Raw genomic sequence first — 16,898 nt, forward strand, 5'->3', positions numbered from 1 at the left:
GAGGATTTGGTAATGATTTACCGTTAACCATTCTGGGGTAGGGGCCGCCCGGCGTGAGGGCGGGCCGGATCACGAAGGGGATGGACTGCATCGGACCATGATCGGACGGTGTTTTCTGCGGACCATGGTGCGGGGTATGGGGATGGTGCGGCGGCTGGGGCCGGCCGTGCTGATGGCCTATGCGTTGGCGCAGGGCGTTGCCTCTGCCGCCGCCCCCACATCAGCACCCCCGGTGGCCGCCGATCCCTGGGCCCCGTTCCATAGCCCGGAATTCACCCATTTTCCCGATGGCCTGCGGTTGCCCAGCGATGTGGTGACCAGCCTGGCGCAAAGCCGGGACGGGCCCATCTGGTTCGGGACATTGGGCGGTCTGGTACGCTTCGACGGGTATCGGGCGCAGATCTACCGGGGCGCCGCCGACATGCGGGCGGTATTGTCCGGACCCGGCCCTGCGGCCTCGGCCACGTCGTCTCCGCTGTCACCCGTCCTGCCCGACGCCTATGTCCGCAGCCTGCTGGTGCTGGCCGATGGTACCTTGCTGGTGGGCACCAACAGCGGTGGACTGGTCCGTTTCGATCCCGACGCCAACGGTTTCCGGCCGGTGCCGATCTTCCGTCGCGAGGTGGCGGTCCGCATCACGGCGCTGGCCCCGGCGCGCGATGGTGGCGCCTGGGTGGTATCGGACCGGGGACTGGACCATTATGATCCACGCGGCGGCGCGGTGACGCCCCTGCCCATGGGGGACGTTGACGGCGTCGGTGCCCGCCTGTTCAGCGTGCTGGAGGACAGCCACGGCACCCTGTGGGTGGGCGGTCATCCCGGCCTGTTCCGTCGTGCCGCCGGGGAGGCCGGTTTCAGCCGCATCGCGGCGGACGATGGGGACAAGCCCCTGCAAGGGGCGCTGAACGACGATGTCTGGTCCCTTTACCAGGATTCGGCAGGGCGCTTGTGGGTGGGCACCGGCGAGACCGGGGCCTATGTCCTGGATCCCGAAACCGGCCGGCCGCAGGCCATCCCCGGGTTGACCGGCCTGGACGGGGCGGTCAACCATCACACGGTCCGGGCCATCATCGAGGCCCCGGACGGCGACGGGTCCGGGAAAGCGGGTGGGCCGATATGGCTGGCCACCGATGGCCTGGGCATCCTGACCTATGACCCTGCGGCCCATGTGCTGGGTGGTCTGGTCCATTCCCAGACGGCGGCGACCTCATTGGCCGGCGACACGGTGCGCGCGCTGATGCGGGACCGCACCGGCAACCTGTGGGCCGGGACCCAGCGCGGCGTCGACCGGGTCGATCCCGCCCGGCGGGCGGTCATCACGGTGCAGGCGGCCCCACCCGGAGGGGTCGGGCTGGCCGACCCGGATGTCCACGCCGTGACCGTCGATCAACGGAACCGGATCTGGCTGGGCCTGGCGCGCGGGCTGATCGACGTGCTGGATCCGGCGGTTGGCACCGTGCGGCATCTTCAGTTGCCCGCGGCGCAACGGGGGCGTGACGTGTTCAGCCTGGCGACGGCGCCGGATGGTGCCATGCTGGCCGGCGGCCGGGGTGTCGCCCGCATCGACGCCGACAGTCTGGTGGTGACGCCTTCCTGGATTCCAGCGTTGGACGGCACCTTGATCCTGGCCATCGCCTCAGCCGGTGATTGGGTGCTGTTGGGGGGGTATGATGGGCTCTACATCCGGCGCCCCGACGGCACGGTGACGCGTCTGACCCATGATCCTGACGATCCCGCCAGCCTGCCGTCGGACCAGATCGACGATGTCCTGGTGCAGCCGCCGGGCGGCATCTGGCTGGGCAAGACGGGCGCCAAAGACGAAGCGGGCCCGGTCGGCGGGCGCGTTTGGGTGGGAACGGCCGGTGGCCTGGCCGTGGCTGATCTGGCCGACCTGCCGCGCCTGCGGTTCCAGACCCTGCGCCGGGTGGGCCGGGACGGTGTGCCGCTGCCCCACAACGTCATCAACGATATCGACGTGGACGGTAACGGCAACCTGTGGGCCGGCACTTTCGGTGGCGGCATCGCCGTCCTGTCGGCGGACCAGGTACGTGATGCCCTGTCATCCGGCAAGGGAAAGGGGCTGGGTGCCACCGTCCCCCTGGTGATCGACGAACTGCAGGGCCTGGCCAACAATGAGGTGTCGTCCCTGGTGGTGGACAGCGGGGGCGGCATCTGGGCCAGTTCCGCCGCCAATCTGGTGCATTTTCCCAATCCGGGTTTTCCGCCCCGGGTGCTGGGTGCCCGGGATGGCGTGCTGGTCCGGTCCTTCAACGGGCGCGCCGCGGCCTGCGGCCCGAACGGCGAGATGTTGTTCGGCGGCCTCGGCGGGCTGACGGTGGTGCGTCCGAGCCTGCTGACCCCGGCGGTGCCGGTGGGGGTGCTGGCGGTGACGGCGCTGGACGTCAACCACATGTCGCTGCCACCGGGCCGCCTGCCGGCGCCCGGCCGGACGCTGACCCTGGGGGCGGGGGTCAAGACCATCCGCATGTCCCTGTCCCTGCTGGATTTCCGGGCGCCGCACGACACGCGCTACGCCTATCGCCTGGACGGTTTCGATGAGGATTGGGTGGAGGTCACGGGCGCGCAGCCGCAGGCCGTCTACACCAACCTGCCCCAGGGCGATTACACCTTCCGTGTCCGCGCCTGGACCGACCTGCCGGGCCTGGTCCTGTCCACCACCCGGGACGGGGTGGCGGATGCCGACCTGGATGCCGAGGTGGACACCGCCACCGCGCCACCGCCCGCGCCGACGCGGGCGGAGGACATGGCCCAGGCCCTGTCCATCGCACCCATGGCCGAACTGGCCTTCCATGTCCGCGTATTGCCCCATTGGTACGAACAGGCCTGGTTCCGCCTGCTGATGGGCTTCGCCGTGCTGGCACTTGTCGCTTGTATCCTGGCCGTGCGGACCGAGGCGCAGGCGCGGCGCGAACGGGCGCTGGCCCAGGTGGTGGCCGCCCGCACTCGCGACCTGCGGGCCGCCAACACCAAGCTGGAACAGCTGGCCAGCACCGACCCGCTGACCGGCATCCTGAACCGCCGCCGCTTTTTCGAACTGGCCACGCTGGAATGCGGGAGGGCGCGCCGGTACGGCCGGCCCTTCTCCGTCATCCTGTTCGACCTGGACCATTTCAAGCGGGTGAACGACACCTTCGGCCACCTGATGGGGGACGAGGTGCTGCGTGCCGCCGTGGCGGTGGCGGGCAAGGCCTGCCGCGCCGTCGACCTGCTGGCCCGTTTCGGCGGGGAAGAGGTGATGCTGCTGCTGCCCGAAACGGATGCGGAAGGGGCGCAGGTGGTGGCGGAACGTATCCGTATCGCCCTGGCGGAGACGGAGGTGCGGTACGAGGACCAGGTGGCGCAGGTGACGGCCAGCCTGGGCGTGGCCCAATGGCGCCTGCCGGATGAGACGCTGGAATCCCTGCTGGCCCGGGCCGACGGCGCGCTGTACCAGGCCAAGAAGGGCGGGCGCAACCGCACTGTGCTGGCCTATCAGGAACTGGAACGCGCCGCCCGCATGGGCTGGGCCATCGTTCCCTCCAGTCCTGATCCCACCGAGTCGGCCGCTGTGCCGGGCGATCATGGGCTTGTGATCCCGGGTGGGCCGGATCCCCTGGGCCCTGACCCCGTCGCCGGGCAGCCTGAAAGCCCGTCTATGCTGGAACCGCTGGCCCGCTTGGCGGGATTGGCCGGCGACAGCTGGATCGATCCCTATGAGCGCGCGGCCTATAGCCGCCCCGCCGTGCCGCCGCCCACCCAGAAATTGGACAAGGAATCGGAGGAAAGCGAGGGCTAGCGCGTCACCGGCCCATGCACCAGGCCGGGCAGGGCCAGCCAGTCCTCCGGGCCGTCCAGCGACAGGCCGGGGTTCCAGGCGCGGTCATGGCCGATGGCGGCCCCCCAGCGCTCCTGGAAGGCCAAACGCTCCTGCTCCACCCGCTCCCGCCGGTCGGACGCGTAGGGCTCCAGCGCCGTCAACTGCGCATGGGGCGTCCACAGCGTGGCGTAGCCCGCCTGTTCCAGCCGCAGGCAGATGTCCACGTCGTTGAAGGCGATGGGGAAGGTTTCGGCATCGAAGCCGCCCACGGCCTCGAAACAGCTGCGGCGGATGGCCATGCAGGCGCTGGCCACGGCGGTGACGCGGTGGGCGCACAGGCCCACGCCCAGGTCGCCCACCGTGTCGCCCGGCCGCCCGGCGAAGCGCGACCCGGCCAGGCGGGCGGCACCGGGGCCGTTGCCCAGGCCCAGGACGATGCCGCCATGCATCACCGTGCCGTTGGTGGCCAGCACCTTGGGGCCCACGGCGCCGATGTCCGGCCGCAGCGCCTGGGTCACCAGTTCGCGCAGCCATTCCGGATGCTGCGGCTCCATGTCGTTGTTCAGGAACACCAGCACCTCGCCGGCGGCGGCGACGGCGGCGCGGTTCATCATGTCGGCGAAATTGAATGGCCCGCGATAGGGGATGACCCGCGCCCGGTCCCGGTCGCGCAGGGTGTCCAGGTATTCCAGCGTTTCCGGATCGCGCGTCTCATGGTCGATGACGATCAGTTCCATGGCGGGATAGCGCGTCTCGCCCAGGATGGCCTCCACGCAGGGGCGCAGCAGATCCACCCGGTCGCGGGTCGGCATCAGCAGGCTGACCACGGGCGCCTGTGCCGGCAGGGGCCAGATGACCCGGCGGGCGGTATGGCCCTCGCCCCTGGTGTCTTTTTCCGTCACCGGCTCGGCCACCGCACCCGGATGGTGCACCGTCAGGAAGGATTGCAGGGCGGCCAGCCCGCCCTCCGGCAGCGGGCGGCGACGGCGCAGCAGGACGCGCGGCATATGGCGGATGCGCCGGCGCGCCGCCTCATCCCCGCCGCAGCCCGCCCCATTGGCGCATCCGCCGTTGCTGGCCAGGTGCACCGTCTCCAGCAATAGGCGGTAGCGGTCCAGCCGGCCGGGCTGTTGGCCGATGGCCATCGCCTTGCGCGCCAGGCTGGTGCGGATCAGCAGCAACTGGCCGGGATAGACGCCGCTGGAACCGTACAGCAGATCGGGGTCGAAGGCGGGCTTCAGCACCGGGCGCAGGGGATGACCCAAGCGGTCGGTCCATTCCTCGTCCGTGTACAGGATCGCGGTGTCGGGATTCTGCGCCAGGGCCAGCACGCACAGCGCCAGGGCGTGGCGGGGCAGCAGGTCGCCGGGCGACAGCAGGGCGACCGTCTCGCCCTCCACCTCCGCCAGGGGCGGCACGCCGGGGCTGCGGCGTTTGACGCGAGGGTCGCGGAAATCCGCCGGCGCATCGGCCGGCAGCCATAGGTCCCAGTTGTCATGGATCTGGCGGGTCAGGCTGTCCACCGTGCGGCGCACGGCCACCACCCAGGCGGCGGGCTTCAGACCGGCGTTCTCCGGCCCCAGCATGACCAGGCTGACGCGTGGGGGTGCTGGCAGGCGGGCCAGCGCCACAGAGATCTCGCCCGCCTCCGTCCGGCGGGGGCCGTCGCGGCGCAGGGTCCAGGCACGGTAGAAGGACCGGGGCGCCAGCGCCTGCCACAGGCGGCTGGCCACGTCGGCGAACTGCCCCTGGGCCACCATGCGGCCCAGCGCCCGGGCCAGCGCCATGCCGGTGGGGCCGCGCAGGGGGCGCGTGGGCGGCGGCGGGGCCGCGTCGATGGCCGTGCCGGGCACATGATGGCTGCCGGTTCGGGCACCCAGGGGGGCGCCCTCCAAGGCGTCATGGTGGCCGTTCTGGGGGCCGCTCGCAGGCCCATTCGTCGGCCCGCTGGCCGCTGCCACGTCGTCCGGGTTCTTTTTATCCACGTGCCGGTTGTCCCGTCCCTTGGAAAAACGACTTCCGCGCCGGCGGTCCCCAATGCCCCGCCAAGCCCAGAAACAACAAAGCGCCAACCGGGCGCCGGCCTTGCCCGGCACCGATCGGCGCTTCCCCCTCACCATCCGGGTGCCGTCCGCTTGGGGCACCCGCCGTCGTTATCAAGGGGGATTCATGGGGGAGAGTGGCCCGCCGGGTCAAGCGGCAAAGCGGGAACCTATCGGTCAACCAAAACACCATACGAATATCGCCAACCGGCCGGCCGGCTGCTATCCAGGCGTTATGCGCGATCCCGTCCATACGCCCGAAACCACGGTCCCCATCCCATCGTTCCCAGGGGCGTTTCCAGGGGCGTTCCCGGGTGCCGTCGCCGCCCTGGTGGTGGCCTACCGTCCCGACCCCGGGCTGCGGGACTGCCTGGTCGCCGCCGCGGCCGCGGCTGACCGTGTCTACCTGTTCCAGCAGGAACGGGGCGTGGACGCGGAGGACGACCGCCTGGTCGATGGGGCGGTGGCGGCCGTCGGCGCCACCCTGCTGCATGACGCCGGCAACATCGGCCTGGCGGCGGCGCAAAACCGGCTGATCGATCGGGCGCTGGCCGACGGTCATGGCTGGTTGCTGTTCCTGGACCAGGACAGCGTGCCCCGTCCGGGCTTGCGCGCCGCTTTCACTGCCGCCCTGGCCCAGGCGCCCGCCGACACCGGCCTGCTGGCCGCCCGCAACCTGGAGGCCGAGGGGGCGGGGCATGAGGCGCCCTGGGTGGTCAGCGCCGACGGCCGGCACTGGGCCATCGCGCAATTCGACGGTGCCGTCCTGCCGGATCTGCTGCTGGCGCCGGCGTCCGGTTGCCTGGTCAGTGCCGCCGCGCTGACGGCCTGCGGCCCCTTGCGCGACGGCTTCTTCATCGACTGGGTGGATGTGGAATACGCGCTGCGCCTGCGCCGGCATGGCTTCCGCCTGGTGGCGGTGCGGGATGCGTTGGTGGACCACCGGTTGGGGGCCGCCACCCATGTCCATGCCGGCGGGCGTACCGTCGCCATCACCCACCATGCCGCCCGCCGCCGTTATTTCCAGGCGCGCAACGCCGTGTGGACCTGGCGGCTGCACCATGCGGCGGTGCCGGCCCTGTCGGGGTGGACCCTGCGCGTCCTGGCCTCCACCGCCATCAAGATCCTGCTGCTGGAACGGGGGCGTGGCGCTAAGCTGGCGGCCTTGGCCCGGGGCCTATGGCAGGGCCTGACGACAAAGCCGGCGTGACCTGGCCCTCCGAAAGACCGCATCGCATGACCGCCGACTGGACCCGGGGCTACGCCTCCGACATCGACTATACCCGGGGTTGGTATCGGGAACTGTCGCCCCTGTGGCTGAACACGGCCCTGGCTCTGGCCGGTGTGGCGCCGCCACAGGCTGACGGTGGACCGGTGTGGCTGGAACTGGGTTGCGGCCACGGGCTGTCGGCCCTGGCGCTGGCGGCGGCGCGGCCGGACATGACGGTCATCGCCGTCGACTTCAACCCCACCCATGTCCATGGCGCCCAGCGCCTGGCCCGCGCTGCCGGCCTGGCCAACGTCCGTTTCATCGAGGCCGACTTCGCCGATCTGGCGGACGATGCCAGCCTGCCGCCGGTGGATTATGTGGCGCTGCACGGCGTCTACACCTGGGTGGGGCCGGAAAGCCGCGCCCACATCGCCCGCCTGATCGCCCGCCGGCTGAAGCCCGGCGGGGCGGCCTACCTCAGCTACAACTGCCTGCCGGGATGGGCGGCGGCCATGCCGGTGCAGTTCCTGCTGAACGCCTACGGCCAGGCGCTGCCGGGGCCGAAGGCCGTCGCCGGCGACCAGGCGCGCGACCTGCTGCTGCACCTGCTGAACCAGGGGGCCGGCTATTTCACCGGCAACGCCGCCGCCAGCGCCCGGGCTGATCGGCTGCGCGGCGCCACCGCACCCTATCTGGTGCACGAATACATGCACAGCGGCTGGGCGCCCGCCTACCATGCCCAGGTGGCGGCCGACCTGGATGCCGCCAAGCTCAGCTACGCCGGCAGTGCGGCCTGGGTGGAAAACTTCCCCGACCTGATGATGGGCCGGGCGCAGCAGGACATGGCGGCATCCGCCCCCACCCGCGCTCTGGCGGAAACGGTGAAGGACTACATCACCAACCAGCCGCTGCGCCGCGACATCTTCGTGCGCGGCCCCCTGACCCTGGACGGGCGGCAACGGGCCATCATGCTGGGTGGCCTGCGCCTGGTGGCGTTGGGGGAGCCGGGGGCGGCCCTGCCCGACTTCACCCTGCCCCTGGGCGCCCCCGACCCGGCGGTGTCCGACCTGTTCCAGCCGGTGCTGGCGGTGCTGGCCCGCGGCCCCGCCACCCTGGCCGACCTGATCGAACATCTGGCCCGCACCGTGCCCGACTGGGGGGCGGACAGTGCCGGCTGCCTGTTGCGGGCGGTGGCCATCCTGGTGGCGGGCGAGGTGCTGGCCCCTTGCCTGGCGGATGCGGGGATCGCCGCCGCCTTGCCCGGCGTACGCCGCCTGAACCAGGCGCTGCTGGCCGATACGCTGTTGACCGGCGCCGCGCTGGACCACGACACCCGTCTGCCGGAACGCCTGGCCTCGGCCGTCACCGGCGGCGGCGTCATGGCCTCGGTGGAAGAGATGCGGGTCCTGGCCGCCCACCTGGCCGGCGACCTGGTGATGCCGCCCGAGGCGCTGTCCCGCCTGTCGCGCCTGGGCGTGGTGTGAGGGGGCGATAAGCCGCTTTGACGGCCGCCATCCCGGGGCTTAAGCTCCGCCGCCTTGATCCCGCATATCCACGGCCTCCCCATCCCATGACGCCCAAGCGCCCGACCGTTCCCCCCTTCCGCCCCGCAACCGCCGGCGGGGCGTGATGCTGGCGAAACTGGTGGTCCTGGTCGGCCTGATCGTCCTGGTGTGGAAGGCCTATCAGTGGGGGGCGGCGGCCCAACGGCGCAAGGCCGCGTTCATGAACGGCCGGGGCATGAACACGCGCGGCCCCGCGCGGGCCGGTGGGGGCGGTAACCGCCCCCCCGAACCCGTCGCCGAGGATCTGTACGCCTGCGCCGTCTGCGGCGCCTACGTCGCCCGCGCGTCCACCGCCTGCGGCAAGCCGGAATGCCCGCAACGGCGGTGATACGCCTTTTTTACAGCGTCACCACCACCCGGCCGTTGATCGTGCCGGCGCGCAGGCGGTCGAAGATGCTGTTGATGGCTTCCAGGGGCTGGGTTTCCACCTGGGCCGCCACCTTGCCTTCGCCGGCGAAGGCAAGGGCCTCGGCCAGGTCGGCGCGGGTGCCGACGATGCTGCCGCGCACGGTGATGCGGTTCAGCACGACGTCGAAGATGGGCAGGCCGAATTCGCCCGGCGGCAGGCCGATCAGGGCCACGGTGCCGTGACGGCGGGCCATGCCGACCGCCTGGGTGAAGGCGGGACGGGACACGGCGGTCACCAGCACGCCGTGGGCGCCGCCGATGTCGCTTTGCAGGCGCTTGGCCGGGTCTTCCACCTTGGCGTTGATCGTCAGGTCGGCGCCCAGGCGGCGGGCCAGGTCCAGCTTGTCGTCGGCCACGTCGATGGCGGCGACGTGCAGGCCCATGGCCTTGGCGTACTGGACGGCCACATGGCCCAGGCCGCCGATGCCGGAGATGGCGACCCACTGGCCGGGCCGCGCCTCCGTCTCCTTCAAACCCTTATAGACGGTGACGCCGGCGCACAGGATGGGGGCGATGGCATTGAATTCCACGCCGTCGGGCAGGTGGCCGACATAGTTGGGATCGGCCAGCACGTATTCGGCATAACCGCCGTTGATGGAATAACCGGTGTTCTGCTGCGCGGTGCACAGCGTCTCCCACCCCGTGATGCAATGTTCGCAATGGCCGCAGGCGGTATAGAGCCAGGGCACGCCCACCCGGTCGCCTTCCTTCACGTTGGTGACGCCGGCGCCCACGGCCGCGACGTAACCCACGCCCTCATGCCCCGGAATGAAGGGCGGGTTGGGCTTCACCGGCCAGTCGCCGTCGGCGGCGTGCAGGTCGGTGTGGCAGACGCCACTGGCGTGGATGCGCACCAGGATCTGGCCGGGGCCGACCTCCGGCACCGCCACTTCGCGGATTTCCAGCGGCTTGCCCAGCGTGTGGACGACGGCGGCTTTCATGGTCCGGGGCAGGGACATGGGATCGCACTCCTTCAGATTGGCTGATGCCGGATGATCGGGGGCCGGCGGCCCTGGCCGATGTGGTCGGTAGCAGACACCCGTGGGCCCCGGCGGGCGTTGACGTGGGTCAAATGCCGCTACCCCACGGTCAAATTTTCAGGAAGCAAACCGTTAGGCTGGGGATTTGTCGTCCTGGGGTGCCGCCGCCAGCACGGCCCGCCGCACCTCGGGCGGCAGGTGGTCCAGCACGCCGGCCACGCCGCGCAGGGCCGCGCGCAGGCTGTAGACCTGGTCGATCAGCGACAGCACCAGGGGCAGGGTGTCCTCCGCCACGCCCATGTCGCCGCGCAGGTCGTGGATCAGGGCCACGCGCGCCACGTCCACGGCGTGGAAGCGCCAGGCACCTTCGTCCGGTTCGCTTCTGTCCGGCCGCACCCAGCCCTGTTCCACCCACCAGCGGATCTCGGTGACGGCCAGGTCGGGAAAGCGTTGGGCCACGGTTTCCAGCGTCAGCAGGGTCAGCGTGCTCATGATTCTGCTCCCTCTATACCGGCGCGCGGGTCCTGGTCGTGCCGGGGCCGCCAGTCGCGCAGGAAGGCTTCCAGTTCCGGCTCCTCACCCGTGGGCAGGGTCACGCGCAGTTCCACCACCTGGTGGCCCTCCCGGATGCCCCGGCCTTTCAGGCGCAGGCGGGCGCCGCTGTTGGACCGGGGCGGGATGGCCAGCATGACGGCGCCGTGGATGGTGGGTACCTTTACCTTGGCGCCCAGCACCGCCTCTTTCAATGTGACCGGCAGTTCGATGACGATGTCGTCGCCCTCGCGCCGGAACAGGGGATGGGGGGCGACGGTGACCTCCACCAGCGCGTCGCCGGCCGGGCCGCCGCCCACGCCCGCATGGCCCTTGCCGGCCAGGCGCAGCACCTGCCCGTCCTTCAGGCCGGCGGGGATGGAAACGTCCAGCACCTGGCCGTCCGGCAGGGTCAGGCGCCGCGTGGCGCCCTTGGCCGCCGTCAGGAAATCCACCGCCAGGGCGTAACGCGCGTCCTGGCCACGCAGGGCGAAATCGGCGCCAGCCCCACCGCCCATGCCGGCACCGCGTGCACCCTCGCCGAAGGCGCGGCGCAGCAGGCTTTCCAGATCGTCATGGTCGAAACCGCCGAAACCCTCGGGTCCGCCGCCATCCTGGGATGAGTACCGGCCATGGCCGCCGCCGAACGGGTCGCTCGCGTATTGCCGATAATATCCGCCGCCTCCAGGACCTGCCTTGGGTCCGGTCTCCACCCCCTCGGCGTCGATCTCCCCCTTGTCGAAGCGGGCGCGCTTCTCCGGGTCGGACAACAGGGTATAGGCGGCGGAGATTTCCTTGAACCGCGCCTCGGCGTCCGGCTTGTCGGGGTTCAGGTCGGGATGGTGGCGCTTCGCCAGGGTGCGATAGGCGCTGCGGATGGTCTTCTCATCGGCGTCGCGGGCGACGCCCAACAGATCGTAAGGGTCCACCGGGCAACCTCTCTCAGCGGTTTTATACGCGTGGCATTTGATCTCGACCGATCAAATGCCTTCCTCAATCGCCGGCGTCGCCATCCGGCGGCTGCGGTCGCAGCCTAAGCCGCATGAGACTAAACCTCATGCGGCTGGCTGGCATTACTCCGGACGATGGGCGCGATAGGGGGTGGTGGCGGCCGGCCGGGCCAGGCGCGGCCGGGACGGTGCCGGGCGCGCCAGATGGGCCTTCGCCCGTTCCAGCACGGTGGCGGGGTCGCCGCCCGCGTCCACGACGGCCCAGGACAGGTCGCCAGCACCTTGGCGCACTTGCTGGAACAGGACCGGGATGTCGGCATCGGACGCGTCCTTCTGGGCGGCCTGGCCGCGCAGGCGCAGGCGTTCGGTCAGAACCTCTTCCGGCGCGTCCAGCCACAGGCCGGTGAAACGCGCGCCATGATCGGCCGCGACGGCGGCGGCCATGGCCCTATCCTCGCCCCGCGCGAACACGGCGTCCAGCACCACGCTGCATCCGCTGGCCAAACAGGCGGCCGCCTGGTCGCGCAGGCGTTCGTACACCGTGGCGGTGACGGCCGCCTCATACGCCGCCGGCGGCAGGGCTTGTTCCGCGCCCACGCCGTACAGCTGCTTGCGGATCACATCGGTGCGCAGCACCCGGGCACCCGGGGCGACGCCCAACAGGGGGGCCAGGCCGCGCGCCAGGGTGGATTTGCCCGTGCCGCTGAAGCCCCCCACCGCCACCAGACGCGGCCGGCCCCGTTTCAGGAAGGACAGGGCCAGTTGCAGGTAACGGTCGGCCTCGATGGCGCCGGCGGTCTTTTGCGTCGGCGTGGTCTGGCGCCGGGCGGCGGCGGCCGTCACCTGGGCCCGCACGGCCGCGCGCACTGAGAGGAACAGGGACAATGCCGGCAGGCCGCCCAGGGCGCCGCCCTCGCGTCCGGCACCGCCCCGGCCGGGCAGATCCTCCCCCGTCGCGTCCAGGTAACGGTTCATGACCAGGTTGGCCAGATCGCCCATGTCGCGGAAACACAGGTCCATCAACAGGAAGGCCAGGTCGTACAGCACGTCGGTGCAGGCCAGCGACGGGTCGAACTCGATGGCGTCGAAGGGCGTGGGCACGCCATCCACCAGGCAGACGTTGCCCAGGTGCAGGTCGCCGTGGCAGTCGCGCACCCGGCCGGCCTCGCGCCGGGCGTCCAGCAGGGGGCCTTGCGCCGCCAGCGCCGCATCCACCCGGTGGTTCCAGGCACGGATGTCGGCGGCGGTGAAGGTGGTGCCCGGCTTCAGGTTGGCGCGGGTGATGGCGATGGCCTGGCGCAGGCCCTCCACCCCGCCACCGTCGGCGCGGCCGGGCTGCGCCCGGTGCAGGCGGGCCACCCGGTCGGCCAGATCCAGCATCAGGGACGGGGTCAGGCGCCCTTGCGTCGCCATGCGGTCGAACAGGGCGTCCTGGTCGAAGCGGCGCATGACCAGCAGCCAGTCGACCACATCGCCGGCGGGCAGCGGCGGCTCGTCCTCCCCCGCCGCCCATTCGGGGCCCAGGAACAGGCCGCCATGAGGGCCGATCCCGGTGCGCAGGATGGGGCGCACGCCCAGGTAAAGATGGGGGGCGAAGCGGCGGTTGATGGCCAGTTCCGCCAGGCAGAAGTGCCGCCGCCGCTCCACCGTGGAATAATCCAGATAGGAATAACGCACGGCGCGCTTCAGCTTGTAGGCGCGGTCGCCGGCCAGGAAGACGGACGAGATGTGGGTATCGATCCGTTCCACCCGCCCCCGTGCCCCGAAGGACTCCGGGTATTGCAGGAAGTCGAGCGTCTCGGTCTGGTCGTCCATGCGGTCAGGCCTCCGATAGGGGCGGCCCCGGCTGGGTGCGGCGCCGGGGCTTCACTGGCATAAACGATAAGGCGCCCACCGGTTCCCCGCCTTGACCGGGATCAAGGGCTGGCCGCAACCCACGGGACTTTCGTACTAATCCGGCTCATTGCGCGTTCCCTCAATCGCCGGGCGCGGCCATCCGGCCGCTGGGTTTCCTCAGTTTTCGGTCCGCTGACGCTCCCCAAAAACTTCCGGCGGCCCCAGTCGGGGCCTATAGCAGCATGAGATGCAGCCTCATGCCGCTGTACAAACCCCGCGTCCTTCGCGCCACACCCCGCGTCAGAAGCGGGGCCGCATGCCGCAAACGCGCCGGTCGGCGCCTTGATTTGGGGTTGGGCGCCCTTGTAAGGTGCGCCGCAACGCAACAAAGGGCCGGGGAGGTCGGGTTTCAACGCCCGAATTGAACCTTTCCACCCTTCCAGTGGTGAAGACGGTCAAGGCAATGGCGGCCTCAGGCGCGGCGAAGCTCAGTTTCCAGGGATTGATCCTGACACTCCACCAGTTCTGGTCGGAGCAGGGGGCCCTGATCCTCCAGCCCTATGACATGGAGATGGGGGCCGGTACCTTCCATCCCTCCACCACCTTGCGGGCCCTGGGTCCGACGCCGTGGAAGGCCGCCTTCGTGCAGCCGTCCCGCCGGCCCAAGGATGGCCGGTATGGCGAGAACCCCAACCGCTTGCACCAGCATCACCAGTATCAGGTGATCCTGAAGCCCTCGCCGGCCAACGTGCAGGAGATCTACCTGGAAAGCCTGCGCCGGGTGGGCATCGACCCCAGCCAGCACGACATCCGCTTCGTCGAGGACGACTGGGAAAGCCCGACGCTGGGCGCCTGGGGCCTGGGCTGGGAAGTGTGGTGCGACGGCATGGAGGTGACGCAGTTCACCTATTTCCAGCAGGTGGGCGGCATTGAGTGCGAGGTCGTGGCGGCTGAGCTGACCTACGGCCTGGAACGCCTGGCCATGTACATCCAGAACGTCGAGAACGTGTACGACCTGGACTTCAACGGCCAGGGCGTGAAGTACGGCGACGTCTACCACCGCAATGAGCGGGAACAGAGCGCCTATAATTTCGAGGTGGCGGACACCGCCATGCTGCTGCGCCATTTCCAGGACGCGGAGCATGAGTGCGCCGAACTGCTGAAGCGCGGCCTGGCCTGGCCGGCCTATGAGCAGTGCGTCAAGGCCTCCCACAACTTCAATCTGCTGGACGCGCGCGGCGTCATCTCCGTCGTCGAGCGGCAGAGCTACATCCTGCGCGTCCGCGACCTGGCCAAGGCCTGCTGCGAGGCCTGGGTGGCGGGCGACAGGAAAGTGGACTGGACGTTACCCGGCATCGCGTCCGGTAAGGGGGCCTGAACCATGGCCGAGTTGCTGATCGAAATCTTCTCCGAGGAAATCCCCGCCCGCATGCAGGTGCGTGCGGCCGATGACTTCAAGCGCCTGGTGACGACCAAGCTGGCGGATGCCGGCCTGGTGTTCGAAAGCGCCATCGCCCATTCCACCCCGCGCCGCCTGACCCTGGCCGTCACCGGCCTGCCGGTGCGCCAGGCCGATGTGCGGGACGAGCGCAAGGGGCCGCGCGTCGGGTCGCCCGACGCCGCTGTACAGGGCTTCCTGCGCGGCGCCGGCCTCTCCAGCCTGGACCAGTGCGAACAGCGCGACACCGGCAAGGGCGTGTTCTGGTTCGCCGTGGTGGAAAAGGTGGGCGGGGCCACGGCCGACGCCCTGCCGGGCATCATCGACGCCGCCATCCGCGAACTGCCCTGGCCCAAATCCATGCGCTGGGGCCGCAACAGCTTCCGCTGGGTGCGGCCGCTGCATTCCATCCTGGCGCTGTTCGACGGCGCCGTGGTGCCGGGCGCCCTGGTGCTGCGGGACGGCGAGACGGACGCGGACAAGGTCACGCTGGCCTATGGCGACACCACGCGCGGCCACCGCTTCCTGGCGCCCGGTGTGCTGACCATCCGCGACTTCGCCGATTACCAGGAAAAGCTGGCCGGCGCCTTCGTGGTGCTGGACCGCGACGCCCGCAAGGCCCGCATCCTGGAACAGGCGAACGCCCTGGCGGCGGCCGACGGCCTCACCCTGCGGGACGATCCCGGCCTGCTGGACGAGGTGGCGGGCCTGGTGGAATGGCCGGTGGGCCTGATCGGCACCATCGACCAGGCGTTCATGGACGTGCCGGCGGAGGTGCTGACCACCTCCATGCGCACGCACCAGCGTTACTTCGCGCTGGAGACCGCCGAGGGCAAGCTGGCCCCGCGCTTCATCCTGATGGCCAACCGCACCACCGAAGACGGCGGCAAAGCCGTCGTGGCGGGTAACGAGCGCGTGCTGCGCGCCCGCCTGTCCGACGCCAAGTTCTTCTGGGACCTGGACCGCAAGGTGAAGCTTGAGGACCAGGCCGCCAAGCTGGCGGACATCACCTTCCATGCCAAGCTGGGCACCACGGCGGCCAAGGTCCACCGGGTGGAAGGGCTGGCCGCCGTGATCGCCCGCGCCATCCATGCCGATGTGGACGCCACCCGCCGGGCGGCACGCCTGGCCAAGGCGGATTTGGTCACCGGCCTGGTGGGTGAATTCCCTGAGGTGCAGGGCATCGTCGGCCGCTACATCGCCTATGAGCAGGGCGAAAACGCCGCCGTGGCCGAGGCCATCGCCGACCATTACAAGCCCCTGGGGCCTGGCGACAGCTGCCCCACCGCGCCGGTGTCGGTGGCCGTGGCCCTGGCCGACAAGATCGACACGCTGGTGGCCTTCTTCGGCATCGATGAGAAGCCCACCGGCTCACGCGACCCCTACGCTTTGCGCCGTGCGGCCTTAGGCGTCGTCCGCCTGATCGTGGAAAACGGCCTGCGTCTGGATCTGGGTGACCTGTTCCTGGTGGCGCGCGGCCAGCTGGGCCTGGACAACGCCGCCCTGGACGGCGAACTGCTGGCCTTCTTCGCCGACCGCCTGGTGGTGGCCCTGCGTGAGAAGGGTGTGCGCCACGACCTGATCGCCGCGGCGCTGGCCGGCCGGGCCGAGGGGGATCTGGTCCGCCTGCTGGCCCGCGTGGACGCGCTGGCCGGCTTCGTCGGCACCGACGACGGCGCCAACCTGCTGGCGGCCTTCCGCCGTGCCGCCAACATCCTGCGCATTGAGGAAAAGAAGGATGGCCACGCCCATGACGGGCTGCCGGACGCCGCCTTGCTGCAACTGGATGAGGAAAAGGCCCTGGCCGCGGCGTTGGCCCAGGCGCAGGGTGCCTCCGAACCCGCCCTGGCGCGCGAGGATTACGCCGGCACCATGGCGGCGCTGGCCAGCCTGCGGGGGCCGGTGGACGCCTTCTTCGACAAGGTGACGGTGAACGCCGACGATCCGGGTTTGCGTGCCAATCGCCTGCGCCTGCTGGCGGGCATCCGTCGCACGTTGAACCACGTGGCGGATTTCTCGGTGATAGAGGGTTGATCAGGGGGCCGGGCGACCGGCCCCCTTTTTCATAACCGTTCGGTCACAGTCTTGGCCCTTCCGTCCGGGGCTGTTGTCTGCAACGTT

General features: G+C 70.5%; 11 protein-coding genes. 6 read left to right on the forward strand and 5 right to left on the reverse strand.

Features of this window, described 5'->3' with window-relative positions; translation table 11 throughout:
- The first annotated feature begins 136 nt into the window (after positions 1 to 136).
- Positions 137 to 3,796, forward strand: a complete 3,660-nt coding sequence (locus PW843_02345; GenBank protein MDE1145445.1) for a diguanylate cyclase — start codon at positions 137 to 139, stop codon at positions 3,794 to 3,796.
- Here the strand turns inward: PW843_02345 and PW843_02350 are convergent.
- Entirely contained in the window at positions 3,793 to 5,802 is a 2,010-nt protein-coding gene (locus PW843_02350; protein MDE1145446.1) for a glycosyltransferase, read from the reverse strand. The two genes, PW843_02345 and PW843_02350, sit on opposite strands and share 4 nt — an antisense overlap.
- Positions 5,803 to 6,094: 292 nt before the next feature.
- Here PW843_02350 and PW843_02355 point away from each other — a divergent pair, with 292 nt between their 5' ends.
- The 3 genes from PW843_02355 (at position 6,095) to PW843_02365 (ending at position 8,962) form a co-directional block, all read left to right on the forward strand.
- Positions 6,095 to 7,069, forward strand: coding sequence for a glycosyltransferase (locus tag PW843_02355; protein MDE1145447.1), 975 nt, complete (start codon positions 6,095 to 6,097; stop codon positions 7,067 to 7,069).
- 26 nt (positions 7,070 to 7,095) lie between these two features.
- On the forward strand, positions 7,096 to 8,553 hold the full coding sequence (locus PW843_02360; GenBank protein ID MDE1145448.1) for a class I SAM-dependent methyltransferase: 1,458 nt from the start codon (positions 7,096 to 7,098) through the stop codon (positions 8,551 to 8,553).
- Positions 8,554 to 8,698: 145 nt separating this feature from the next.
- On the forward strand, positions 8,699 to 8,962 hold the full coding sequence (locus tag PW843_02365; GenBank protein ID MDE1145449.1) for a hypothetical protein: 264 nt from the start codon (positions 8,699 to 8,701) through the stop codon (positions 8,960 to 8,962).
- 10 nt (positions 8,963 to 8,972) lie between these two features.
- Here PW843_02365 and adhP read toward each other — a convergent pair whose 3' ends face one another.
- The 4 genes from adhP to PW843_02385 form a co-directional block, all read right to left on the reverse strand.
- Entirely contained in the window at positions 8,973 to 9,995 is a 1,023-nt protein-coding gene (adhP, locus tag PW843_02370) for an alcohol dehydrogenase AdhP (protein ID MDE1145450.1), read from the reverse strand.
- 159 nt (positions 9,996 to 10,154) lie between these two features.
- On the reverse strand, positions 10,155 to 10,514 hold the full coding sequence (locus PW843_02375; protein ID MDE1145451.1) for a chaperone modulator CbpM: 360 nt from the start codon (positions 10,512 to 10,514) through the stop codon (positions 10,155 to 10,157).
- Positions 10,511 to 11,482, reverse strand: a complete 972-nt coding sequence (locus PW843_02380) for a DnaJ C-terminal domain-containing protein (protein ID MDE1145452.1) — start codon at positions 11,480 to 11,482, stop codon at positions 10,511 to 10,513. The genes PW843_02375 and PW843_02380 overlap by 4 nt, the downstream gene beginning before the upstream one ends.
- A gap of 144 nt (positions 11,483 to 11,626) precedes the next feature.
- Positions 11,627 to 13,318 (reverse strand): AAA family ATPase, encoded by a 1,692-nt coding sequence (locus PW843_02385; GenBank protein MDE1145453.1) that lies wholly within the window; start codon positions 13,316 to 13,318, stop codon positions 11,627 to 11,629.
- A gap of 484 nt (positions 13,319 to 13,802) precedes the next feature.
- On the opposite strand from PW843_02385, the gene PW843_02390 reads away from it, so the two are divergent.
- Together PW843_02390 and glyS are read left to right on the forward strand one after the other, a co-directional pair.
- Complete coding sequence (locus tag PW843_02390) at positions 13,803 to 14,717, forward strand: glycine--tRNA ligase subunit alpha (GenBank protein MDE1145454.1); 915 nt, start codon at positions 13,803 to 13,805, stop codon at positions 14,715 to 14,717.
- Positions 14,718 to 14,720: 3 nt separating this feature from the next.
- Entirely contained in the window at positions 14,721 to 16,811 is a 2,091-nt protein-coding gene (gene glyS, locus PW843_02395) for a glycine--tRNA ligase subunit beta (protein MDE1145455.1), read from the forward strand.
- Positions 16,812 to 16,898: the final 87 nt, after the last annotated feature.

The sequence above is a fragment of the Azospirillaceae bacterium genome, assembly GCA_028283825.1.
Taxonomy (GTDB): Bacteria; Pseudomonadota; Alphaproteobacteria; order Azospirillales; family Azospirillaceae; genus Nitrospirillum.

Bases quoted from the DNA above. Each gene is read 5' to 3' on its own strand.
- PW843_02360 (MDE1145448.1), top strand. From the start codon at position 7,096: ATGACCGCCGACTGGACCCGGGGCTACGCCTCCGACATCGACTATACC.
- PW843_02355 (MDE1145447.1), top strand. From the start codon at position 6,095: ATGCGCGATCCCGTCCATACGCCCGAAACCACGGTCCCCATCCCATCG.
- PW843_02390 (MDE1145454.1), top strand. From the start codon at position 13,803: ATGGCGGCCTCAGGCGCGGCGAAGCTCAGTTTCCAGGGATTGATCCTG.
- PW843_02375 (MDE1145451.1), bottom strand. From the start codon at position 10,514: ATGAGCACGCTGACCCTGCTGACGCTGGAAACCGTGGCCCAACGCTTT.
- glyS (MDE1145455.1), top strand. From the start codon at position 14,721: ATGGCCGAGTTGCTGATCGAAATCTTCTCCGAGGAAATCCCCGCCCGC.
- PW843_02365 (MDE1145449.1), top strand. From the start codon at position 8,699: ATGCTGGCGAAACTGGTGGTCCTGGTCGGCCTGATCGTCCTGGTGTGG.
- PW843_02385 (MDE1145453.1), bottom strand. From the start codon at position 13,318: ATGGACGACCAGACCGAGACGCTCGACTTCCTGCAATACCCGGAGTCC.
- PW843_02345 (MDE1145445.1), top strand. From the start codon at position 137: ATGGGGATGGTGCGGCGGCTGGGGCCGGCCGTGCTGATGGCCTATGCG.